General features: G+C 42.3%; 19 protein-coding genes. 12 read left to right on the plus strand and 7 right to left on the minus strand.

Annotation, left to right across the window (positions count from 1 at the left end):
- Together U5K72_13195 and U5K72_13200 are read left to right on the plus strand one after the other, a co-directional pair.
- Positions 1 to 230 (plus strand): efflux RND transporter permease subunit (locus tag U5K72_13195; GenBank protein MDZ7719765.1); only part of this gene is annotated, 230 nt, incomplete at its 5' end.
- Positions 227 to 1,558 (plus strand): TolC family protein, encoded by a 1,332-nt coding sequence (locus tag U5K72_13200; protein MDZ7719766.1) that lies wholly within the window; start codon positions 227 to 229, stop codon positions 1,556 to 1,558. The genes U5K72_13195 and U5K72_13200, both read left to right, overlap by 4 nt.
- An 18-nt stretch (positions 1,559 to 1,576) precedes the next feature.
- On the opposite strand, the gene U5K72_13205 is transcribed toward U5K72_13200, so the two are convergent.
- A complete protein-coding gene (locus U5K72_13205) occupies positions 1,577 to 1,981 on the minus strand; it encodes an ATP-binding protein (protein MDZ7719767.1) in 405 nt (134 codons plus the stop codon).
- A 1,025-nt stretch (positions 1,982 to 3,006) separates the two neighbouring features.
- On the opposite strand from U5K72_13205, the gene U5K72_13210 reads away from it, so the two are divergent.
- The gene (locus tag U5K72_13210) at positions 3,007 to 3,504 is read left to right on the plus strand and encodes an HNH endonuclease (GenBank protein ID MDZ7719768.1); all 498 of its coding nucleotides are present in this window, start codon (positions 3,007 to 3,009) and stop codon (positions 3,502 to 3,504) included.
- Between the two features lie 33 nt (positions 3,505 to 3,537).
- Here U5K72_13210 and U5K72_13215 read toward each other — a convergent pair whose 3' ends face one another.
- Together U5K72_13215 and U5K72_13220 are read right to left on the minus strand one after the other, a co-directional pair.
- The gene (locus U5K72_13215) at positions 3,538 to 6,165 is read right to left on the minus strand and encodes a serine/threonine-protein kinase (protein MDZ7719769.1); all 2,628 of its coding nucleotides are present in this window, start codon (positions 6,163 to 6,165) and stop codon (positions 3,538 to 3,540) included.
- 240 nt (positions 6,166 to 6,405) lie between these two features.
- Complete coding sequence (locus U5K72_13220) at positions 6,406 to 6,978, minus strand: sigma-70 family RNA polymerase sigma factor (protein ID MDZ7719770.1); 573 nt, start codon at positions 6,976 to 6,978, stop codon at positions 6,406 to 6,408.
- 247 nt (positions 6,979 to 7,225) lie between these two features.
- Between U5K72_13220 and U5K72_13225 the strand changes: the two genes are divergently transcribed.
- The 9 genes from U5K72_13225 (at position 7,226) to U5K72_13265 (ending at position 22,223) form a co-directional block, all read left to right on the plus strand.
- The gene (locus U5K72_13225; protein ID MDZ7719771.1) at positions 7,226 to 8,929 is read left to right on the plus strand and encodes a hypothetical protein; all 1,704 of its coding nucleotides are present in this window, start codon (positions 7,226 to 7,228) and stop codon (positions 8,927 to 8,929) included.
- 51 nt (positions 8,930 to 8,980) lie between these two features.
- The gene (locus tag U5K72_13230) at positions 8,981 to 14,905 is read left to right on the plus strand and encodes a carboxypeptidase regulatory-like domain-containing protein (protein ID MDZ7719772.1); all 5,925 of its coding nucleotides are present in this window, start codon (positions 8,981 to 8,983) and stop codon (positions 14,903 to 14,905) included.
- Positions 14,906 to 14,927: 22 nt separating this feature from the next.
- Entirely contained in the window at positions 14,928 to 16,517 is a 1,590-nt protein-coding gene (locus U5K72_13235) for a hypothetical protein (GenBank protein MDZ7719773.1), read from the plus strand.
- Positions 16,518 to 16,530: 13 nt separating this feature from the next.
- Positions 16,531 to 17,022: a hypothetical protein gene (locus U5K72_13240; GenBank protein MDZ7719774.1), complete on the plus strand. Its 492-nt coding sequence runs from the start codon at positions 16,531 to 16,533 to the stop codon at positions 17,020 to 17,022.
- 105 nt (positions 17,023 to 17,127) lie between these two features.
- Positions 17,128 to 18,495, plus strand: coding sequence for a hypothetical protein (locus tag U5K72_13245; protein ID MDZ7719775.1), 1,368 nt, complete (start codon positions 17,128 to 17,130; stop codon positions 18,493 to 18,495).
- A 140-nt stretch (positions 18,496 to 18,635) separates the two neighbouring features.
- Entirely contained in the window at positions 18,636 to 19,772 is a 1,137-nt protein-coding gene (mnmA, locus tag U5K72_13250; protein MDZ7719776.1) for a tRNA 2-thiouridine(34) synthase MnmA, read from the plus strand.
- Between the two features lie 43 nt (positions 19,773 to 19,815).
- Positions 19,816 to 20,568, plus strand: coding sequence for a hypothetical protein (locus U5K72_13255; GenBank protein MDZ7719777.1), 753 nt, complete (start codon positions 19,816 to 19,818; stop codon positions 20,566 to 20,568).
- A 6-nt stretch (positions 20,569 to 20,574) separates the two neighbouring features.
- Positions 20,575 to 21,297 (plus strand): 5'-nucleotidase, encoded by a 723-nt coding sequence (locus U5K72_13260; GenBank protein MDZ7719778.1) that lies wholly within the window; start codon positions 20,575 to 20,577, stop codon positions 21,295 to 21,297.
- Complete coding sequence (locus U5K72_13265; GenBank protein MDZ7719779.1) at positions 21,294 to 22,223, plus strand: metallophosphatase; 930 nt, start codon at positions 21,294 to 21,296, stop codon at positions 22,221 to 22,223. The genes U5K72_13260 and U5K72_13265 overlap by 4 nt, the downstream gene beginning before the upstream one ends.
- Positions 22,224 to 22,277: 54 nt before the next feature.
- Here U5K72_13265 and U5K72_13270 read toward each other — a convergent pair whose 3' ends face one another.
- From U5K72_13270 to U5K72_13285, 4 genes are all read right to left on the minus strand, one after another.
- Complete coding sequence (locus tag U5K72_13270; GenBank protein MDZ7719780.1) at positions 22,278 to 22,691, minus strand: TonB-dependent receptor plug domain-containing protein; 414 nt, start codon at positions 22,689 to 22,691, stop codon at positions 22,278 to 22,280.
- 52 nt (positions 22,692 to 22,743) lie between these two features.
- Positions 22,744 to 23,154 (minus strand): TonB-dependent receptor plug domain-containing protein, encoded by a 411-nt coding sequence (locus U5K72_13275; protein ID MDZ7719781.1) that lies wholly within the window; start codon positions 23,152 to 23,154, stop codon positions 22,744 to 22,746.
- Positions 23,155 to 23,211: 57 nt separating this feature from the next.
- The gene (locus tag U5K72_13280; protein MDZ7719782.1) at positions 23,212 to 23,628 is read right to left on the minus strand and encodes a TonB-dependent receptor plug domain-containing protein; all 417 of its coding nucleotides are present in this window, start codon (positions 23,626 to 23,628) and stop codon (positions 23,212 to 23,214) included.
- A gap of 202 nt (positions 23,629 to 23,830) precedes the next feature.
- Entirely contained in the window at positions 23,831 to 24,916 is a 1,086-nt protein-coding gene (locus U5K72_13285; GenBank protein ID MDZ7719783.1) for a branched-chain amino acid aminotransferase, read from the minus strand.
- Positions 24,917 to 25,296: the final 380 nt, after the last annotated feature.

The raw sequence follows: 25,296 nt of genomic DNA on the forward strand, positions 1-25,296 counted from the left end.
CAATTTCCACCATTCTCGGAATTTTGCCGATTGCGCTTGCACTGGGTGCCGGCGCAGAAAGTAGAACCTCAATGGGTATTGCAGTTATTGGCGGCCTGTTGATTGGAAGTTTCTTGACGTTATATGTTATTCCTGCCATCTACAGCTATTTTGCATCCGAAAAAGATGCAGAAAGCGAGATTCTTGAACAAGCCAAAAAAGCTGAAAAAATGGAGCCAGCGTCTGTATGAGTCAAAAAATGATTGTGGGAATCACAACAATTTTTCTATTACTGTTCTGCTTGAACCCCGGCCAAATCAAAGCTCAACAGGTATTGAGTCTTGATGAAGCTGTATCAATTGGCCTCGAGAATAACTACGGAATTAAGATCTCAAGAAATTCGGTTGAACAGGCTGATAATAATCAAACAATAGGGAATGCCGGTTTTCTGCCTGTTATAGAAGTTACAGCTTCCAGAACGGAGAGTATTGAAGATAGCGAATTTCAAGCCGGGGGAGAATCGCGAACATCTGAGGGAGCCGAAAGTAATAATACTAATGCAGCCATCAATCTGGACTGGACTCTTTTTGACGGCCTTCGAATGTTTTCATCGTATGACCGGCTGGGAGAACTTCGCGATCTAAGCGAGATGCAATTGAACCTGAACCAGGAATTCCTGGTGACAAATATTTCGCTTACCTATTTCAATATCATACGTATCAGTGAGCAGTTAAACATTTTGCAGAACAATATTGAGGTAACCGAAGAACGAATCGAGATCGAGGAAACAAAAGTAGATTTAGGGTCCGGTTCTGAATATGATCTTCTACAGGCTCGCTCTGATTTAAGCGAAGACCGTGCCGCGTACATTCGGGAAACCAATGCTCTCACAGAAGCTAAAATTAGGTTAAACGAACTTCTCGGCAGACAACCCGGCGAGGATTTTAATGTAGTTAGTGAGATCGCCGTAAATCGATCCCTGGTGAAGCAAGAACTCTATCAAAATTTAATCGAAGAGAATACTGAACTGGCTATTGCCAGAGCGGAGGAAGGAATATCAGAGCTCGAGCTTCGCGAAATCCAGGGTGAACGATATCCCGAAATATTATTTTCGTCCGGTTATAGCTTTAATAGAAATGAAAGCGGCGGCGGATTTTTTAGCTTTAACGAAACTGTCGGTTTTTCATACGGGCTGACGGCCCGTGTACCGATCTTTAATGGTTTTAATCTAAATCGCAGAATTCAGAACGCAAAGATTGACCAAAAGAATGCTGAAATTAACCGCCAGCAAGAAAGATTACGAATTGAATCCAATTTTGAGAGTGCGTACCGTGCATACTCGAATGCTATTGAACTGGTGGATTTAGAAGAGGAAAATTATCAAAATGCAGAGAAAACACTGGATATAGCACTGGAGAGATTTCGCCTGGGCAGCATCAGTTCGCTTGAGTTCAGGGAAGCTCAAACCACATTTCTTCAGGCCGAAAACAGGTTGATCAACGCAAAGTATGAAGCTAAGATTGCAGAAACAGAACTACTGCAATTAAGTGGTAATATTGACGCTTTGGTCGTTCAATAAAGAATTACTATTCAACAACTATCGGCTGAGGGAGAACCGGATTTTTGTGCCGTTTTCAAGATAGTCCATCGAATCGGAGATCTCTTTGATCAGGAAAATACCTCGTCCGCTGTCTTTTAACAGATTTTCTTCTTTAAGCGGATTATTGGCAGCCTCAGGATTAAATCCATCGCCATGATCTTTCACGGTAGAAACGACCTTTTTAGAATTTATTTGTACTTCAATCTCTACCATTTTTTCCTCATCCAGCTTATTGCCATGCACAATTGCATTGGTCACAGCCTCGCTGAGCAGAAGCATAAGGTTGCCGGTTATATCATCTTCCAGTTGGCTCTTTTCCTGAATCTCTGAAACAAAATCAGGAATCTTTTCCGACTCTTGATAAGTCGAATTCAATGAGAGCCGAAAAGTTTGTTTCGACATATTGTGCCGTATTTCAAAGTTAATTAAGCGTAGATGTTATCTATATTTAATGTAGTTGCAACCCTGTCAATGGCATTGACAAGAATCACCTGACGTTAAGTTATTTTAAATTCTTCATTTACGCCATAAGCATTTTGCATCATGCGATTAAATCATTTGATAACTCGTGCTTTGGTCCAAAAAACCTTGCCTTTTTTGAACCCGTTTAAAATAAGAAACGGTTACACTACCTGCATTCACTAAAAAATCAGGAATTACCAATATACAATTATCTTTAAGATTGCATTTGCGTTTGCAATAATATTTGGTATTTGCACCTTCTGATATAACTTTTTTCCAAATGTTCCCGATGCTAGTGTTAAGTTAAATATGAAATGTCGGAAGCAACCTGTCAGCACCCACTGGATCTGACAGCGTTGATTTTTGACGCTGACAGAAACCCGGAAAAGCACCGGGAATGCTGTCAGGTCTATATCCGACAAATGATAATTGACATAACACTAATTTGATTGAATGGATTCAGGACTGGAAAAGGTTATAGTTCCAACTTCGTAGCCAGTGCCGTTTTTTCCTGTCTGTGAATCACAAATGATAAGAGGTTTACCGATAGGATCTCTGTTTCCGTTCTCTGCATATGTATGAATAAGGGATTTATTATCCTTGTCATATTTTATGAGAGGGCTTTGAAATACCGGCCATATTTCGACTTCGCTCCGCTGCGCTCAATGGGACGTCAGTTTGAGCGCAATGAGGAGGTACGACGAATGAAGTCGAAAACAAATTGTTGGTTCTGCAAAGCCCTTTATGATCTGTTTTCATGTCGGGCGGGGCAATATCTTAACAGGGCCGATTTACTTTTAAGATAGCATGATCAGAAAATTATTCCTTTAATATTTCGTTGTTTGAGCATCAACAAACAATCGTTAAATTTTTTAGTTGAAATTTAAATCAAAATAAGTCATACTATTTAGGCTTTAGATTCATTTATAGACAATATCTCTACATGAATTGCTAAATTTTAACCCATGGATACCGACGTACTTGTACTAAACCAGGACTATCAGCCATTAAGTATCTGTTCCGTACAACGCTCTGTTAAGTTACTGTTTCTCGAGAAAGCTGAGTTACTGCATGATGACCCCGACAGAGTGATTAGAACAGTAGATGATGAATTTTCCTATCCTTCCGTGATAAGGCTGCGGCGGTATATCAATCTTCCTTATGCTAACATTGTACTTTCCCGGCGCAACATTATGAAAAGAGACCGGCATACGTGCCAGTACTGTGGTACAAAATCTGATTTGACACTCGATCATGTTATGCCGCGCAGCAGGGGTGGTGAAGATAGCTGGGAAAACCTCGTTACAGCCTGTAATCAATGCAATGTGAAGAAAGGCAACCGTACACCGGACGAAGCAAGCATGCCGCTGGATGTTGAACCATACCGGCCTGTTCATATTACGTTTTTTCAAAATCTACTGGGCGGAGTGCAAGAGCACTGGAAGCCATATCTATATATGTAGAAAGTGAGATGAAAACTCTGCAATCAGGTAATTTCAGTTGTTCTGATTAAGAAGGGTCATGATATTTTCCTGCCGCAAACTCTCCTGATGTTCAATTTCCTGAAGAGTTTTATGAGCGGTATTCAAGATCTCATTAGCCCGTTCTTCTTCTCCTGTTTTCATGAGATAAGCTCCGTATTGAATACTTGCCAGAGCATGTTCCAAAGATTCTTCGGAGTGAACAGCTTCTACTTTCTGGTATCCCTCTTCAAAATAAAACCGGGCGTTCTCAAGATCGTTTTTTGCCAGGTAAGCACTTCCAATGCCAACCATTGTTCGGGCTGTAAGTGAATGACCGGGGGAGAGATTGTCGTGGAATGTATTATAGGCCTCTTTATACAATTTTAATGCAGAATCGGGCCGATTGGTTTCGAGCATTAACTTTGCAATTGTAAACTTAGTTAGGGCCGTGTTTGTATGGTTGTGTCCAAGCTGTTCCTTTCGGATGCGGTAGGCTTCATTTACATATTTTTCAGCTTCAGACAATCTGCCCTGGTCCATATGAGAAATCGCAAGATTATTGAGTGTGAGAGCTACAAAGGGGTGATTATCTCCATACAATTTACGCCGAACAGTCAACGCCCGGTTAAGCAGGCTGTCTGCTTCCCGGAAGTCTCCGAGATTCATTAGCAGAGCTCCCAAACTGTTTTGGCTTATGGCTATATCAGGATGAACAGGAGCGAGTAGATTTTCTCTGCGCTGGAGTATTTCCCGAAACAATGCTTCTGTTTCCCGATATTTTGCTTTGTAATGAAGTACCACACCAAGGCTGTTCATATTTTCAATGGTCAACGGATGATCTCTGCCAAGATGCTTGTCCCGAATCTCAAGACTCCTTCTGTAAAGCTGTTCTGCATTTGTATTATTTCCAACTCTGCGGCGGGCATATGCAAGGTTACTGAGAGTTTCAGCCAAATCGGGTCCGGCAGACTTGAGGTGATTTTCCCGAATACTCAGGGCAAGACTCAGGAGTGAATCGGCTGCAAAAAATTCTCCTTTATTGATAAGCAGTAAACCCAGTTTATCGAACGTACCTACCGTTTCGGAATGGTAATTTCCATAAACATCCTGCCTGATCGTAAGTGATTGCCGCAACAGAGATTCTGATTTATCATACTGCCCCAGCCTCCTGTAAATTTCACCCATCACCTCAAACATCTGTGCTTTCAGTTCGGGATATCCCTCCAATTTTTCAGCATCCGCTTCACCACGTTCCAGCATGTCTCTTGCCGTAAGAACTTCTCCCTCCGAATGTAAAGGATTATTCGCCTCAAACAGATCCATTAAAAACAGTGTTACCTGTTCGGCTTTTTGGGCCTGTAGTTCAGCAAATTGTTTTTCTTCAGATATCCTCTGGGTGTAGAAAAGGGTAAATGCAGTAACCATCAGCAGGATAAATCCAATAAACATCAGCGACAGAGAATGCCTCTTGATAAACTTTTTTGATCGGTAGATGAGAGAATCGTGACGGGCAGATACAGGCAGTGATTTCTCAAACCGTTCAATATCATCCAGCATATTTTGGGCAGAATCGTATCTTTCTGTGGATTCTTTTCGAAGTGCTTTCAAAATAATCGCGTCAAGATCACCCTTTAACTGTGTACTCCAGCGGTTTGATACCGAACTTGGTTTGGAAGGCTCTCGATGCCGAATAATGTATTCCGTTTCGTGCAATGATTTATTTTTCAAATCGAACGGATGGAATCCGGTAAGCAGTTCAAACAGAAGTATACCCAGCGAATATACATCTGTAGCTGTTGTTATAGGGTCGAGTGTGATCTGTTCAGGCGCGGCGTACTTCAGGCTGAGCATTCTGAATCCGGAGCTGGTTTGCAGAATGGCTTGCTCATCAAGGCTGTCGTCGATCATTTTAGCAATACCAAAATCTAAAATTTTAACAACACCTTGTTTATTCACCAGAAGATTCTCCGGCTTTAAATCCCGATGCACAATAAAGTTGGAGTGGGCGTACTGCACGGCCCTGCAAACCTGTTTAAAAAGGTTGAGTCTTTCATCAAGATCACAATTGTTTTTTTTGCAATATTCTGTAATTGGAATACCGTCCACATATTCCATTACATAGTAGGAGCGCCCGTCCACCGAAATTCCGCCATCCAGCAAGCGGGCTATGTTTGGATGATTTAACGATGAGAGAATAGTACGTTCCTGCTCAAATCTGCGGGCTTGATTTTTGGATGTTACTCCGTGGCGCATCAGCTTAAGCGCAACATTCTGGTTGAATTTTTCATCACATCTGCCGGCCAGGAAAACCTCGCCCATGCCGCCATATCCAACACGTTTTTTTATTTTATAGAGGCCTATTTGATCGGGAATGGTATCATCAATTTCGGGAAGAGTTGCAGTTTTATCTAATAAACTATCGTCTGTAGACATCTTGTAATTATCTGTTATCTCTCCAATAAATAAACGGTTAGATTGGAAAAGAGAGTCCCAGTAATCGGAGGAGTTCTCAATGGAATCGAGGAATTTGCGTACTTCTGATTTAAGGTCCGGATCGTTTCCGCATCGATCTTCTAAAATTTTCTTTTTTGCAGAAGGGTTGTTCGTTTTTAAAACCTCATCCACAATATTGGTAATCAGTTTCCAGCGGTCTTTATTCATAGTTATTGAGCTTTTCTACATCATACTATGCGTAAAAGATCTACATTCGGTCTCATTGATATCTTAGCACTTCATTTAACACAGATTTTTCACCAAGAAATTTGGTTGTGAACACAGCACACGAAAAAATTCGCAGCCTTTTGCTGCAACACTCAAATTTGAGCTATATTCGATTGTCGATATATGAAACAATATCATTTACTTAACTTCTATTTTATACGTTTGTGTGAATAGATCGGGTTAAGATCCATGTTCTGACTTTAACCGCTGATAGAGCCAACCTCTTGCTTTCGCCCAATCGCGATTTACAGTGCTTGCAGAGAGATCCAGCATTTTGGCTGTCTCTTCAATACTCATGCCGGCAAAGAAACGAAGCTCAACAATCTGTCCGAGTCGTTCATCCAGTTCAGAAAGCTGATCAAGATGCTCATCAAGTTCAATGATATTTTCTGCATGCTTTTTGATGTGAAAGACATTTTCATCAAGCGGCAGTGGTTTTTTCCCGCCGCCCCGTTTCTCTGCTTTTTTCTTGCGTGCATAATCAACAAGAAGTTGCCTCATAGAACGGGCAGCAATAGCATAAAAATGGGTTCGATCGTTAAAATCTACTTTCGATTGATCGATCAGTTTAATGTAGGCCTCGTGAACCAATTCGGTTTTACTGAATGTATGATCAGAATATTCTTGATTCAGTTGAATATTGGCAATACGCCGAAGCTCATCATAGACAAGTTCAAAAAGTTTTTTGTATGCATCTTGATCTCCTTTATTAACGGTACGTAAAAGCTGGGTTATATTGCTTTTATCACTCATGAATTAAAAAAGTAATTATTTTGACCCTTTTTTATTTCGATCTTCGCATATATAAGTAGAAGAACAGCATTTAGGGTATTCACAAATATTTATTAAACTGCCCTGGTCTAAAATATTGAATTCTGCAGCCGGGATTTGGGAAAATAAATTAAACCAAGATGCTCACAAAGTATCTGAATAACAAGTCTAAGGTGGCTTAAAGCAGAATTAAGTTGCACTATTTATAAACGACAAAGAGATCCTTAGGATGCGCTTAAAAAGATTACTTGAAGTAGATATAGTAATTTTTAGTCTATGTATCATTTTTGTTTCAACCTCTCCATTATATGCACAGGACACCATCGGAGAAACAGATATTGAAACCTATACCTACAGCGGATCCATTGGATTACAGTCTCATGCATATACAACCACACAGGATGTTAACAGGAAGCAGCCTCTGGGTGCGCTACTAACCGCAAATGTTGATTTTTCCATTCTTGGTTTCGAATCCGGTGCCGATATTCGCTACAGTACCGATGATAATCAGTTCCGGCAATCTCTAAATAGATTTAATTTTTACGGAAGCTGGAAATGGGTAACCCTTTCTGCCGGTGATGTAAATCCGGGCTATGGAAATTATGCACTCAGTGGAACTACAATTCGGGGCGGTGAGCTTAATTTATCACCCGGTATTGTTTTTATTGATCTGGCAGCCGGCCGGGTAAACAGAGCTGTATTTGATTTTAGTGCAGACCGGTCCCGCAGACCTACATTTGAGCGATGGTTATACGCATTCCAGGCCGGTGTGGGTAGTTCTGAACAAAGCAATTTTAGTCTTTCTGCGTTTTATTCGAAAGACAACCGAGGGTCTATTCCCGATACTTCAAATATCACAAACTACCGGCCGGGATTACTATCCCCACCCGCAGAGAACCTGGCTGTTACACCGAAATTTCAGGTTTCTGTTTTTGAAGAGGCTTTTAAAGTGGGGGCAGAAACCACGGTCTCGGCTTTTACAAGAGATCAGCGTAGTCCGGAATTATCTGCTGATGAGTCTGACATTCCCTCATTTCTAACAGATCTTTTTTCTCCCCGAAGCAGCACGCGTCTATCGTATGCAGGAATGGCTCACACAGACTTTTCTTTTGATGAATTCCAGATGAGAGCCCAATACGAAAGAATTATGCCGGGCTATAAAAGTTTGGGCATCAGGGATATGAGGGATGATCAACATACGATAACTCTAACTCCGGCATTCCAGTTTTTTGATCAGAAGTGGACCTTAGATGGCGAATTTTCGCTTAGTGAAGACAACCTGCTTGGTAACCGTATCTCTAAACAAACGCAGCAGAATATTAATCTGAATACGAATGTGCAGGTGTCGGAAAGTATAAATCTTGGCGGTGGTTACACGCGGTTTGAGTCCAAGACATCCTCGAATAATTCCCAAAGTGAAGGCCAGCACAGCCAGTTATCACAGGTATTTCAATTTTTTCCCAGCTTCTCAATAATAAGCGGAAGTACAACTCATAATTTTTCGGTTACCGGTATTTATCAGGATATGGTTGTGGAATACCCGGTGCAGAATGGCGGAATGGCCACGGATGAATCAAACACAAAAACAGGAGCGGCAAGCTACTCCCTGGCTCTGCCGTCCGGTCTTTCGGTTAACAGTTCTGTGAATGTGGTTTTAGGCGAGGCACCAGACAATACATTTACAACTCTTACCGGGTCAGCGGGTGCAGGTTATGCTCTATTTGAAAGGAAACTGAATTTGAACCTGACAGTGAATGTATCTCAAAATAAATTTGAGCAAACATTTGGCGAGCAAAATATGGTAAACAAGAATTTACAGATAAATGGTAATTTTGTTGCCAGCTATTCGGTCACATCTTCCACGAATCTGCAACTCAATATTCGTTCTCAAAACAATACGGTAATGGAAGGTGAAGGACGGAGCTTTTTCTGAAATGGAAGCCAGATTTCGATTTCAACAACGATTTTAATCAGATAAACAGGTATGCAGCAACGAGTAAAGAATAAATTTTCGATTTTTATAAAACTGATACTCCTTTCTCTGCTTTTTGCAGCGTGGAGCCCGGAACAGGCAACAGCCCAAACCCAGGCGCGGGCGACCATTGTGGGTATCCCTCAAATTTTGCCAAGTCCCTATATCAGTGATTTTGAACAACAAGTTTTTGCGGGCAATTACCAGGTTCAGTTAAATATTACGGGGCCGGGACCGGTCGATGTCCGTTTTCGTGTAAGAATTACTCAAAACAGCCAGGTTTTGGTGGATGAAACCTCGCTTCCCTCCACCTTCGATTCGGGTATGCATCTGCTGAGTCCATTTTCCGAATTTGTTCTGTTTGAAGCCACCACCCAGCAAATTCTGGAATCACTTCCCGGCACCAGGTTCCGCCAGGCCTGGCAAACCGGAAGGTTTCCGGAAGGAAATTATCAAATTACCATTGAACCGGAGATTGTAGGTTCAAATATACCCGGTATTGAAGGGATCGCAAACTTCATGGTTCGATTACCGCAACCGCCAACCCTGGTTTCTCCTTCCAATGGTGAATCGATTGCACCAACGTTATCGACTCCTGTTTTTTCATGGTCGCCAGTAATGGGCCCTCCGGGAATGATGGTTGAGTATGAATTCCTGCTGGTTGAGCTATTCGACGGACAAAATCCATCCGAAGCGATTGTGAGTAATCGGAAACATGCTTCGGCAGTGAGTATTGGAACTACTATGCTGCCCTACACGGGTTCGTATCTTCCTCTGGAAGAGGGACAAACGTACGCATGGCAGGTAACCGCCCGTGATGTAAATGGCGAGATTCCGATCAATAATGAAGGGCGAAGTGAAGTGAGAGTCTTTACATATGGTTCTGAAGATGAAGAAGAACAAGAACAGTTGACTGTGGTTGAACCGGAAATGACATTAGCACCGATTCCGGTACAGATCCCGTCCACTACTATCTCCGGTACAGTTCAATACAAGTTCAGGCCTACGGAGGGTTTCCAAAGTAATGAACCGGTTAACTCGAACTCTACTTTTAACCTGTCCGGTACAAATAATTCTGGAGTTCAAACGGCCCTCGACGATCCCAATTACAGTATGGAGGATGCAAATTACAGCGGAGATCTGTACAGTGGTTTCGGTAATCAAAACCAGGAATCTGACCAGGTTTCCATTGATGCACAAGTCCCGGTATATGGTGGCGGAGAAACAGGCAATGTACAAATTCAAAATTTTGGACAAACAACCGGAGATATTCAGAATCAGTTAGCCGAAATATCCGATAATTTGCTTAATCATCCGTTGGAGGGAGCAAGTGTAAAAGCAGTGGTTACCGTAAATGGTACCGATCATGTAATTGCAACCACCACGGCGAATGAGGAAGGTGCCTATACCCTCTCTTTTGCTCCATCCGAGCTCGATCGTCTTTTAGATAATTCTGATGATTCCGATTCAGGAAGTGGTAGTGCATCCGTGATTGGAAATCAGCAGAATCAGAATCAAACCATAAACGTACAAGATGCAAATACGCCTGTTTCACAACTTCAGAACACAGAGTTGGCTTTAGCTTCTGTTAAAATTGTAGTTGACTCACCCTATTTTACATTTAGTGAAGATAATACGGTGGCTGTCAGTACTAAGAATGCAAGAACGTACAACGCGGGTGCTATCACGGGTACGGCGTTAACCTATCGGCTGGATTCCACCGTCCGGGATCAAGAAGACGATGAGCCAATAACGGATGCTAAAATTGAGATTTTCAGGGCGTCGGACTGGTATGATGTGGTTCCTGCACTACAACCGGAGGGCTGGCCATTACCAGCCGACCAAGAGGATGCTCAGATGGTTTTAAATAGCAGTATGATGGAGAAAGTAGCTGAGGCAAACGCATCCAGACAGATAACCCGACTTTTTCCAAGAAAGAAAGGTTCAAACGACCGCTATATGGTTCGTGTGGATGCTCCCGGTTATAAACCTGTTGTGACCCATTTGTCAGCTTCACCGGAGTTGAGTGAGTTTGAATCGGCCACTGTAGAAAAAGTCTATAAATTACAGAAAGCTCTCCCTGTAGTTGAGGGCCGAGTGGTAAGGCGGGATAATCAGTCTCCCATCAAAAATGCAATTGTTGCCCTTACGCCCCCTGTTAACAACCTGACTCCCAGAGTTACAGTTACAGACAGCGACGGCCGATTTACAATCACCCGTATTCAAACGCATACGGAACCATACAAGCTTGTCGTACAGAGTTCCAAAAGTGAAAAATATGAGGAAGAGATTTTACTGAATGAACGGGGAGTAGTGATCCAAAGAGATCCGATTATGCTTGATCCAACACTGATTACAGTTGTGGGACGCATTCAGAATGATCGATCAGAAAATATTGCGAATGCGACGGTTAAATGGCAGGATGGCGGTTCACCTGTTCAAACCGATCAACAAGGACGATTTGTCACAGCAAATACCCAGGGTACGCACACTCTTCAGGTTCGGAAAATTGGGCACCGTGATATGGATACAACAATTACGGTTGAAGTATCCGAAGAACCGGAGTTTGATTTTAACTTTGAAAGAAATCAAACCAGGCAAGACTGGTCTGATACCGACATTTCTAATTTTTCCACTACCACGAACCAATGGGCAAATTCAGTCATAAATTCGGAATCGTTTCAAACCGATGACGGGGAGGAAGAAGAGGGTTTTTCATTTGCTTCAGTCGGATACAGCGGGAACGCTTCGAGTTCCTACAGTATCAGTGAAAATTTTGCCCAAAATGAAACGAATATGTCGATGGCGGATTACAGTTCCGCAGCCGCCTATTTTATGGACATAATGGGCGAAAATGGAACTCCGGGGGATACACAGGACATCGGTACGCTTGTGATTACCCGTGCAGTTGGTAAGCTGGATGTAACCGTAGAGTCTGCCTCTGACGGCTCACCCATCGAAAATGCAACCGTTCAGGTCGGTAAAACCGGACCGAGCGACCAGACGGATGATCAAGGCTCTATCTACTTTGATGAAACTCCCGCAGGAAACGTTCCGATTCAGGTGCAGGCCCCCAACACAACCAATTATGTACCCGTTATCACCGAAACAACAATTACGGATAACGGAGAAGTGACCGATGTTACGATCTCCATGGATCTGGGTGGACGTGCAACAGGAACCGTTACGGCAGTAGGAAACCCGGTTGAGGGAGCAACGATTCGGCTTGAGGGAAGAGAAGATATTCAAACAACCACGGACAGCAATGGTTCATATACACTTCCGGGAATACCCACAGGCGAGTGGACACTGAAAGCCGGGAAATCGGGTTTTGTGGGTGATTCACAGACAACAACATTTTCTGAGGATACAGAACAAACGGTTGATTTCAGCCTGCAGGATTCAGAATTCAATATCGCCTCTCTTCTTGGGTTTGATATTGAAGTTGAGGAGTTGTCTGTCAGTCCATCCGATACAACTATTACCGGTGCAATTGTTTCGGTACCCAATAACCCATTAATAAGCGTTGAGCCTGATTTCCGCATTCCTTTCACAAACATTAATGTATTTGAGCAAAATGGCAAATTGCTGCCCGTCGGCGGATCGGTGCAGACTGACATGAGTGAGTTTAACGCGGAAGTATTTGGTTTTTTGCAAGTTACCGTGAGTAATTCAAGTGGAATTATTGTCCGGGAACGGGAGCTCCCAACACAAGTTGGATATCTTGCCGGCAAAGTTCAGATTGACTACGAATCCACTTTTACGTCAGAAACCGGTTGGGAATGGCCCGGGGCTCCAAAACAGCAGCTTGTGCTTCCTAATTTAGATGACTTACCAGATGGTGTTGGCGAAGAAGAATTGGTAACACTTACAAGTGATGGGTCATTTCCAATACCTGATATTGGAGAATCGGATTTCGAACTACGAATCAGTTCTGTACAAGAGTCGTTTGAACTTTATGGCTTTGATGTGAATCTGGAACTCGCCGAAAGCAGAGTAAGGAGTGACGGTTTTCATCTTGGGGGAGAAGTAGCTCTTAATAATATTCCGTTGTTGGATAATGTAGGTATAAGTCTGAGCGAGTTGGTGATAGGGATCAATGGGGCTGTAAAGAAGGCGGATTTAGATTTAGATCCTAAGCCAAGTATTGGAATTGCTAATTGGGCTCTTGAAGTAGCATCAGGTGCACTTAGTGAAAATGGATTTTCTTTAGGTGGCGCATTTGAGCTTGCTATCCCTGGATCAGATGTATCAGAAATAAACTTTTCGGATCTTACTATTTCTCCCGATCAGATATTTGGCGGACAGTTCACTATTCCAACCGGAGGATTGGATATTTTTGGAATTACATCACTGCAATCAAAGCCGGGTGTAGATATTACATTCGGTAAAGTCCAAGATGAGAATACTTATTTTGTGAGTGGTGCAGGTGAAATTGCATTACCAAAGTATGTAAATGAACCGTTGGAATTTAAAGAATTTTTGATCCGAACGGATGGCCAATTCAGAGCAAACATTACCAGTAATTTCGAAAGTGATTTCTTTGGGCTTGCAGACTTAACTGTGAATGAGGTTGATTTCAATAACTTTGGGGGCAATCCCAACATTTATGTAGATGGTCAGTTTGGCTTGCGAGCAATTCCATTTATTAATGCTCAGTCTGGTGGATTAACATACGAACCGGGAGGGAATGTTTCGTTCGAAGAAATTGATCTTGATTTTGATGTAGTTGGAGTAGCCAGCGTGGGTGCTGGTATTGGTTTTGTGGATACCGCTCAGAAAACAGGGTTTAGTGGTGCAGGAAATATCGGAATCAGTGACAGCCCGTTGGATCTGGCGATCGATTTTTTCTATGAGAAAGTGAATACCGGTGGTTTGATGTTTGGGGTTGATGTACAAACTGGCTTTCCACCCATCCAAATAGGTACAGTTACCCTTTCAAATATTGGCGGAGGCTTTGAATACACGACAAGTGAAAGCAGAATTGAAGTAGGGCTTCGTGCTACTCTCTCCTTCGCACCGGGAGCTGAACATGCCCTGGCTTTAGATCCCTTAGAAGTTATTGTTAAAGCTGGAAATGGTGCTCCGGTTGTTGAAGGGAGTGCAGACGTTACTCTTATGACCCAACAAATTGCAGATGCACAACTGACTATAGATTTTGGAAAGCCATATTTCGACATGATTGCAAATGTGGGATTTAATAAACTCCCGGATATTGATTTAGATGCTAATGGTTCTGCCAGATTGGTATTAAGCGGTGAAGAGAATAACACATACTGGATGGCTGCAGCTTATTATCATGCAAATCTATTAGATCTGTTTACGGCTAATGCAAATATCATTGCAGCTTGGAATCTGAATGTTAACTCTCATCCAGAGTATAACGAATACACCGATTTCGTAAGCTCAGAATATATGACCGGCGGAGAAATAAACGGATTACATTTAGATGTAGCATCTGAATTTGGAATAAAAAAGAAAGATAAAGTTTGTCTTGATTTCGAAGTGAGTGATTTCGAAGTGGGTAGTGCTTGTGCATACTTTTATAATAGTACACGGTGTAAGCTAAACGCAGACTTTGCCAGTAACAATTTTGGAATGTATTTAGGAAGCAACTGGCAAGGGGGAGGCAGCGTAAGGCTGCTCGAGGAAGATATTGCGGGTGCGGATATCGAAGCCACAGGTGAAATATTAGGCGGATATAGAAGCAATGAAAATGTATGGTGGGCAAATGGAACGGCGGACGGCAGTGTTGAAGCTTATATCGGTGATTGTAATGTGGGTTGCCAAACAAAAGTTTGTTGGCCGGTTTGTGGTAAAGCATTTGGCAAAACCATACACTGCCCGGTGCCAAAAGGCGCAAGCGTATGTGCAAGTGCCTCAATTACAGTTGATTACCGGTCCACAAGAGGAATGAATGTAGACATAGAGTTTTAAAGCCATTCACATAAAATAGATTATGTTGTTTTACAAAAAACAGAAACGATTATTATTGAAGATCGGGCTGATTGTTTATTCGCTCGCATTATTGCAAACACAGGTTGTAAATGGCCAGGCCAACCAGGAAGTAGATGATCTTGTAAACTGGTCAGAAGATGGAATGGTTGTCTTTGCAAGTGATGCAGGACTTAGCGAAGAATTCCCTCAATCGGAACGAGTGGCTGCAATTATTTACAGAAAGCTGACGGAAGAAGGGGAGTACCAGGAAATTACACGGGTTCAAGCTCCCGTTTCTGTTGAGGAGTTGAGAGAACGTTCCAGTGAACGTTTTATCCAACAACTTATGGATGAAACCAATAGTAACTCTGAAGAGGCGTTATTACAGTACATTCGTTCAAATTCAAGGCTGGACCATTATGGGTTTTTAAGTTTTAATCCTGACTTGTGGCGAATGCTGGGGACAGCGTATACAGACACGGAAACATTGAACTTTGAGGAGGGACAGAGAGTTTGGTACAAGGTTAGGTATTTAAATATAGATGGTTCAATATCAGAGGGATCTGTCGAAGGTTCGGATATAGTCGGAAGTAGTCCGGATATCCTTCCCCCGCAAAGTGTAGATAGGTTAGAACGGGACAGTCTTGTTGCGGTTAACTGGGCATCACCCATTAGTGGATCGGAAGATGCATACTTTGCACGAGTTTACAGACAAAAAGCAGATGAAGATGCGTTTACACTTTTAGATGAACCTGTTATGGCCAGGAGGACAAGCGACAGTTTAATTGTTTATCAACATGAAGAACAGGCTGAACCTGAACAAGTCTACAGATTTTTTATTAAACCTGTTGATTTAGTAGGAAATCCCGGCCCACCATCGGATACACTTACAGTTTTATCCGTAGATTTTGAAAATCTGCCCCTTTTTGGTGAAATAACAGCAACAGATACTACTTCGGGCATTCATCTTTCCTGGGAGCCTATACCACAAAAACCCTACCTTACGGGTCTTGAGATTAGAAGGTCAAGGGATGCCCGACAGGATTTTATAGTTCTCGATACACTCGCGGTATCAGCAACCGAGTATTTGGATACAAGATTAGTCCCGAATCAATCCTACTATTACGAGTTCAGGGTCGTAACCATGAGAGATCGGACTGAATTGCCGTCTGGCGTGGCAACTGCTTCTTATGAGAGTACACTGCCGCCTTCGCCTCCTGCTGGATTAACGGCCGTTCAGGAAAATGAAGGCATTCGTTTAAATTGGGATTCCGTTGAAGAACCCAATCTCTATGCCTATTACGTATACAGGGGAACCAGCCGCTATGATTCTCTTGCAGTCGTTTCCCCGGCTATTCAAGATACGACTACATTTTTTGACAATGCAGAACAATTGCACGGACGTACGAATTACGTTTATGCAGTTAAAGCGGTCAGTAATAATGAATTGGAAAGCGATCTGTCTAACACAGTTACCATCCGTCCGGACAGAATTGTTCGTCCGCCGGCACCGGTTGGAATTGAAGGCTATGCAGAACAGTCACGAGTTCGGCTTTTCTGGAGCGATCAGACCGAAAGAGACCAGGCTGTGCAAGGGTACAATCTTGTATAGAAGTGAGTCGCCGATGGAGATCACCCCAGATAGTGCCGCCGCTTCCATCCAGGCAGAACAGGCCGGTTTTGAGCGTGTCAACGATTCACTGATCACCACAACCTCGTTTGATGACATTAATGTAGAATCAGGGCAAACCTATTACTACTCGCTATCTTCTGTAGATGTTTTTGATGTGGAGAGCTTGATGTCAAACACGGCACGATTTACGCCATCCGCACCGGCATTAAGGCCTCCATCGCAGGTAAGTGTACGCACAGTTTCAAATGGAGTAGAATTACGATGGAATGAAACTCTGCAAGATGGCGCATCGGGTTACAGGGTTTATCGAAGATCAAGAGGAGAGAATAGTTCAACTCCTATCGGAATGAATAACCTGACGGAAACAATATTTTTGGATCAAAATGTATCTGAGGGAGAATTGTACTGGTATTCAATTTCAGTTGTTGGAGACGGCACTGAAAGTAATACAAGTTCTGAGCAATCTGTGCGGGTTGATGAATAACAGATCAACCAGTGATCATGCCAACCTTTTTTGATACAAGCGATTGGATTATTTCGCATATATAAAAATAAAGCTTGTAGTTAATAATCATTTCAAAGCCCAATTATGAAATATCTGCATTTGAGACTGAATGTAATCCTGATTTTATTTTTCTCGCTATTCCTGTTTGTTGCTTGTTCCTCTTCTACAGGTCCGTCAGATCAGGGTAATAATCAAAACCAAACAATTAACGAGCAGGGAGTTGATGCCGAGCTGGGAGATGAAACGGAGTTTATTGATGATAGTACTGTTGAAGCTGCTATGACAGACGCTGACAACGAAAATCAAACATATACCTTCAATCGAAGTGCATTGGCCGATGCGGGAATAGAGTTGGAGGTTGGAGAGGTATTGCTTATTTCCAAAGTAGCACTTGGCCGAATTACCTCTGTGAGCGAAGGGAACGGTGAAGTTGTTGTGGAGACTAAATTTGCTTCCCTTACAGAAGCTTTTGAAGAAGCAGATATCGAGTGGGATCAAACCTTCGAATTTACGGATGAGGTTTTGGAAAACTCAGTAATGGTTTATAAGGGAAAAGAGTACGCTCCAAGAAAAGATGATGAGGCGTGTGAGGGGCTTCAGGCCGGCTGTATCGGATGGGAATTTGAAGTTGGAGAATATACTTTGAAAGGAAGAATTGTCGGTCAGGGTTCTAATGCTGAGGTGATTGTAATCATGTCCAAACAGGTTGGCAATGAAAGCGTGGCTTTCCGTGCGGAGAGTACCATTCAATCCATCGACAATTACACAAATATTCAGATTGAGGATCACGAGACAAAACAGTTCGAGTTTGGAAATCCAAATATGCAGGGTACGGCCAAATTGAGCTTGGCTGCGGCTGGTGGTGGTGTAGGGCCGGATTTAAGTTTTGGTCCGCATACCATGATTCGATTTCCCTTTACTATTGGACCTCTTCCGGTAATTTTAGCGGTTAAAGTACGAACGGTTGCAAAAGTTGAAGTTGTGAGTAATGCGTCAGCCACGGCCGAGGCAAACTTCAGTTATAGCGGAAATGCGGGAATTACGTATGACGGCAAGGATTTAATTCCAAATAAAGATCAACAAATCGAGAATCCCCAAATAACGGGTGGCAGTGGTGATCTGGCGGCAGCGATAGGTTTAAATGTAGATGTTCAGTGGGGATTTACAGCACCCGAGCTGGAACTGCAACTCTTTGGAAATACGTTGGTTCCATACCTGAGGCCTGAATTTTTTATTGGTGCAAATCTGAAGTGGGGTCCTGTATGTCAAAATGTAAATTTGAGATACAACGTGAGCTCAGGTCTGGATCTTAGGTTTTTGGGACAGAACTTAGCACAACTTTATGAAACCAAAGTTGTGGAAGAGAAAGAATGGGATTATTACTCACCAGAAGATTGCGAGGGAGCTCATAGCAAAGAGAATCAAGAAGAGTATTTGATTTTCAGAAATTAGAGAGAGCCATTTGGTGGGTTCCGTCAAAAAATATGTTCGGATCTTTTGTATATGAAAGTGAGATTTTACCCGTTCTTGCAAACGTGAAATCCATGCTTAAAAGCCTTACCTTTAGAGGCTAATTCAAAAAGTAAAGAGATATGAGTAAAAAAGGACGCGTACTGGTTGCAATGAGTGGTGGTGTAGATTCCTCCGTAGCAGCCGTAATGCTTCACAAACAAGGATATGAGGTGATCGGTATCACCATGAAAACCTGGGATTATCACCGGAGTGGGGGTAATGACGGGAAAGAAACGGGCTGTTGTACCGTAGAATCGATGAATGATGCCCGGCAAATTGCGGTCCGGCATGGTTTCAAACACTTTATTGTTGATATCAGAGATGAATTTGGTAATTGGGTGATCGACCGATTTATTGAAGATTACACCAGTGGGCGAACACCCAACCCCTGCGTTCTTTGCAACACTCATATCAAATGGGCGGCACTTTTGAGGCGGGCTGATAATCTTGGTTGTGACTACATCGCTACGGGACATTACGCCAATGTTCGCGAGGAAAACGGCCGGTATGTCATATCAAAAGGAAAAGATCACAACAAAGATCAATCTTATGCTCTTTGGGGTGTTCGCCAGGAACATCTGGAGAGAACTATTTTTCCACTTGGCAGATACCGTAAAACAGAAATTCGTGATATTGCTGAGGAGTACGGTTTGCTTAATGTGGCCAATAAACCGGATTCGTACGAAATCTGTTTCATTCCTGATAATAATTATCACCGGTTTCTGAAAGACAAGGTAGATGATCTCGAAGAGAGAGTAAGCGGTGGAGTTTTTGTAGATCAGAAAGGAAATATTGTTGGCGAACACAAGGGATTTCCCTTCTATACGATTGGCCAAAGACGCGGTTTAGACCTCGCGATGGGCAAGCCGGTATACGTTACAGATATTGATGCTGAAAATAATGTAATCACCATTGGTGAGAAGAAAGATCTCATCAGTACCACATGCCGGGCCAAAGAGATTAACCTGGTAAAATATGATGAAATTCCGGGTGGAGAGATGGAAATAACCGGGAAAATCAGATATAATGATGATGGAGCAATCGGCAATCTCAAGCAGTTGTCTGCGGATGAAATTGAAGTTACATTTCCTGCAGGGCGCGAAGCCATTACACCGGGTCAGGCTGTTGTTTGTTACGAAGGTGATGATGTTGTAGCCGGCGGCTGGATCCACAAGGTAAATGTGGAGATGGAAGAACAGCTTGAACTGGAAGCATGATAGTTGCGTTCTCCTAATTCGAATCGTTTCTTATCAAATAATTATGCATTCACGTACTCTGTTTTCTTTAATCGCCATCCTTATGCTGTTCCAGAGTTCTGCTTTGGCACAATTTGAAGGTGAGATCTCTTTTCATGTAACAAATCCAAATCAGCAGTCCGATCAACAAGTTCAGATGGATATGACGTTCACAGAAAACCGAATTTTTGTGAATTCAAATGTGTCAATGGATGTGATGGCCGGATTGAGAGCAAGAGGTGTTCTTGTACGGCACGATATGCAGGATTTTGTTGTATTTACAAATGAGAATGAAGGACTTCAGGTTGCAAAAAATGATCTGGATAGCTTAGTCAAGTTGATGAACCAGATGCAGGGCAGACAGCAAAATGCGTCAGCCACGCCCTTCCCGTGGGAGGAACGGTTGGTTGATACAGGTCAAGAGAGAGTGATTCACGGATACAATACTCATCAGTTTATTTTGAAAGGTGAGCGGGAATCGGAGTATGTCTCAGTCTGGCTGACGGATGAAATTGTGGTAGACTGGGGATTGCTTTCTGATGCCTGGTATGCTATTGGCTCTAAACAACTCGATCAGGAAGTGCCTATCGAAATTGTGATGAATAACCAGAGTTTTCCTTTGCTGGTAGAATCATTTGAGGGCGAACAGGTTGTATTCAGAGCGGAATCTGTTTCTGTTGATGAAGATACGTTTGACAGGAACAAAACCACCCTTTCACCCGGTTTAAAATTGATTGGGCTGACTGATTTGATGATGAATATGTTCAGGCAGAATTGATCTTTTATGAGCTTTAAAATCATCCGGATTCTTGGATTTTGTTTTCTTCTAACCGGTTGCGCATATTTTTCCAGATCCACTACTGAACCGGTGCCACCCACCTCTGCCTATCCGGCCCCCGATCCAGAAATGGTTCAACAATTAGATACATATCGCGACTCCCTGAATGACGTAATGGGACGAAAAGTAGCTACCGTTCAAGACACCCTTCGATTTGGAAAACCAGAAGCGGCATTGAATAATATTGTAGCTGATGCTTTGCGATTCCAGGCTGCAAGTACTCTGAGGCAATTTGTACATGTGGGAATTATCGGTGAAGACTCTTTTAAATTATTTTTTGTTCCGGGCGAATTAACCGTTGGTGATGTGTATGAGTTTATGCCTTACAATAATCATCTTGTTGTTTTGTCGATGAATGGAGAACAGTTGAAGAGGCTTATTGAACAGGTTGCAGAGCTGGGTGGAGCGCCCATCAGCGGGGTACGGTTTCGAATAGATGAAAATGGAGAACCAAACAGTATCTTGGTTAATGCAGAAGTAATAAACTCCGAAGCAGAATATCTGGTGGCAACGAGCAGCTGGGCGGTAAATGGAGGTGACAAATTCCCGGTGCTTTGGAATGTATCTGATCGAACAGATCTCGATCTTTCTATTCAGGATGCATACATAAACTATTTTAGAAACCAGGTGGAGTTGACGGCTTCTACCGATGGAAGAATTCGCAAATGATCACGCGAAAGACTTTTCTCAAAAAAACCGCATATTCTCTTGCAGGATCAACATGGATTGCAAATGTTGGTTCGAAAGTGTTGAATCATTTTGATGGCCCATCCATTACCATTCTCTATACAAATGATACCCATTCACGAATTGATCCGTTTCCGGATAATGCAAGAGAGTTTGCGGGACTTGGAGGGATTGCAAAACGGTCATCTCTTGTGGATAAAATTCGCCTGGAGGAAGAACATGTTTTGTTGTTAGATGCCGGAGATGTATTCCAGGGTACGCCTTGGTTTAAAATGTATGGGGGAAAGGTTGATTTCGAGATGATGAGCAAAATTGGGTATGACGCCATGGCGTTAGGAAATCATGAGTTTGATCTCGGGCTTGAGGGATTGGCGGAAGCGGCCGCTTATGCCGATTTTCCGTTTTTGTGTGCAAACTATTCTACATGGAATACACCCATAAACTCTTTTATGAACAGAGAGGTTATTAAAGATTTTGGAGGGTTTACAGTTGGTATATTTGGATTAGGAATCCAGCTTGATGGTGTGGTAGATCCAAAACTTCATGGAAGGGTACGCCATCGTGACCCAATTCTAAGTGCAAGGCGGTCTGTGGAAAACTTCCGCAATTATCATCAATGTGATTACATTATATGCTTGAGTCATCTTGGATTTCGCTATGAAGACGACCGTATCGATGATATAACTCTCTCTCAAAAAATTCCCGAAATTGATTTAATTATTGGCGGTCATACGCACACGTTTTTAGATGAGCCGGTTGTAGTTGAGAATCCAAATGGATCAATAACACATATTACGCAGATGGGCCACGGCGGGGTAAGGGTAGGGCGTATCGACTTGAACATCACCAACCAGGCACCTCAGCCTGTCATTTCAAGTGGTTTTTATACCATAGGAAAAGATGGTTGATATCTGGCTACCATCTATTTCAAAAGATATGGAAATAGTCAATCGCTTGCCAGGTTATACTTTCCGGGTTACGATCTCAATTACGCCATTTGCACCGCGAACACCATAAATGGATGCATCCGGTCCCTTCAGTACACGCACATAATCAATATCGTTAGGAGTAACAATATTGTTGGCTTCGCTGTAAGAATTTCCAACTGAATGGCCATCAATCACATACAATGGTTCATTTGTTGTATTGAAAGAACTTATTCCGCGGATGGTGATGTAAGCGTTATTTCCAGAGCCTTGCACATTTACACCAGGTACATTTTCCAGAAAATCAGCAAGACTTCTGTAGTAGTTCATATCATCAGAAATACTGTCTGCGGGTCTGCCGGACTCACTTGAAACGGAAGATCCTACTGACGAACATCCTGCAAACAGTAAGGAGATCGCGATAAGAGATAAAATTGCGAGATTTTTCATTATTTTAGGAGCTTTTATTTTAGTATTTAACTATTTCTTGATCTAATAGTTATTACGTTTTTTTAGTTACAATTTCAATAACACCGTTTGCACCACGCACACCATATATGGCTGCATCCGTTCCCTTTAAAACACGAACATAATCTATATCCTGAGGGTTCACCATGTTATTCGCCTGGGAATAGCTATTTCCAACAGCCTGTCCATCTACAACATATAGTGGGGTATTGCCCGACTGAAAAGAGCTAATCCCCCGAATAGTAACATAGGCGTTATCACCGGATCCTCTTACATTTACACCGGGCACTTTGGTTAAATAATCGGCTAAACTTCTGTAATAATCTTTCTCATTTGAAATTCTTCCATCATCGTCTCCACTGTTAGTAGCGGTATTTCCGGTTGAAGAACAACCTGCAAATAATAGTGATAGAGTAAGAATTGAGAATAGTATTTTTGATTTCATGGCATCGAAAATTAATAGTTATATATAGTAGAAAAATATTTCATTGTATTTATAGAATTACATTTTCTTAGTAACAATCTCAATCACTCCATTGCCACCCCGTGATCCATAAATAGCTGCATCAGGCCCCTTCAGAACCTGAACATAGTCAATATATTGTGGGTGTACCATTCTGTTTGCTTCATTATATGAATATCCAACGGCATTCCCGTCGATAACAAATAATGGTGTAATGGGTGAATACGTAGTATCGAAAGAGTTTACGCCCCGAATGGTTACAACTCCGGAACCCGAGATATTTACACCGGGCACCTGGAGTAGATAATCTGCAAGATTCGTGTAGTAATCTTTGTCATCAAAAATGCTGCCTTCAGGTCTTGATTTATTATCGCCTGCTACAGTTGAGCTTACTGAAGAACACCCCATAGACAACAGTGAAAATGATAGTGTTAAGACAAGTAAAATAATTCTCATGGTTCCTCCGATTCGATATATATAGGATGAACGTGCGAAAGCTCATTATTGTATAAAAGTTGGGTAAGAAGCTCCCTGCCTTCTCATGAAAATCTATTTTCGAGTAACAATAGTTTAAAAGTCAAAGTGTGGTTACTCCTTCTCCTTCAGATCTTAGGTATATACTAACTAAGAGATACCAATCTTGCAATTTTTGAAAATTTTATTGCAATATCGCTGAGCTTATCTTTACCGGGTGTGTCCATCCATGAGGATCTGCCTGGTTGCCGTATTGAATGCCGGTAATAGAATCGAACATCTTCTTGGCAAACGGCCCAATTTTTTCTTGATCCAGGGTAATGGTTTCCCCATTGTGATGAATCAATCCGACGGGTGAGATGACAGCTGCGGTACCTGCTCCAAAAATCTCCTTCAATTCTCCATTTTTGTGAGCTTCAAACACTTCATCGATAGAAATTTTACGTTCATCAACATCCAGATTCCAGTCTTTAGCCAGGGCAATTACAGATCTTCTTGTAATTCCGGGTAAAACAGTTCCGCCAAGTTGTGGTGTTACAAGTGTATCTCCAATCAGGAAGAAAATGTTCATCGTTCCTACTTCTTCCACATATTTATGCTCTTTTGCATCCAGCCATAATACTTGCGTGTAGCCCTCTTGCTGAGCTTTTTTGGCAGGCAGAAAACTTCCGCCATAATTGCCGGCTGCTTTGGATTCTCCGGTTCCGCCTTTGGCTGCACGAACATAATCGTCAGTAGTAGTTAAAGAAACGGGATTGAAGCCTTCTTTGTAGTAAGCCGCTACCGGACTTGTGATGATAAAAAAACGATACTCTTTGGAAACCGTGGCAGCTATATATTCTTCAGAAGCAAACATCAGCGGCCGTACATACAGGGCATGACCATGAGTTTTGGGAACCCATTTATGATCAAGTGCTAACAGTTTTTCGAGGGCTTCTATAAAAACAGACTCTTCAATTTCGGGCATACAGAGTCTTTTTGCAGAATTGTTCAGGCGTTTGTGGTGATCCGTTGGACGAAACAGGTTGATCGTTTGCTCATCGGCATAGTACGCTTTCATTCCTTCAAAGATAGCCTGGCCATAGTGAAGTGCCATCATGGATGGATCGAATGTGATGGGGCCGTACGGTTTTATTTCCGCATCCACCCACTCTCCGTCGCGGTAGACCATCTCGAACATATGGTCGGAAAACACACTGCCGAACTGGAGATTATCAAAATCGATGTTAGAAATTCTGCTTTGATCTGTTTGGGTTATCTTAATATTCATGACTGCCGGATTTTTGAAATTCAACACCTTTAAGATAATGGGTTTTTTGTAAACTGCTTAGCAAGAAATTCTATTGTCATAAAAATTTTAATAAAAAAACAGGAAAACTTTTATTCTGGTTTGTTAGATCCAGTTACTTCACCAATATTCCGCAATCAGCTAAACCAGCAACGATATTCAGGCTGATATTTACCCGGTTCGAACCGTGCAGCGATGACAGACCAGTGAACCGACTACCGGCTTGGCAGTCTCAATCCCGAACTGATGAGATTTGAGGAAACCAACATGCGGACAGTTATTGTGCGTGATTTATTGTATAGAAAACGCCGAAGAAGCCGACCAATCAACGGATGAGTAGATTTGCAGGTAATTTTTGTTGA

The organism is Balneolaceae bacterium (assembly GCA_034521495.1).
Classification (GTDB): domain Bacteria; phylum Bacteroidota; class Rhodothermia; order Balneolales; family Balneolaceae; genus Rhodohalobacter.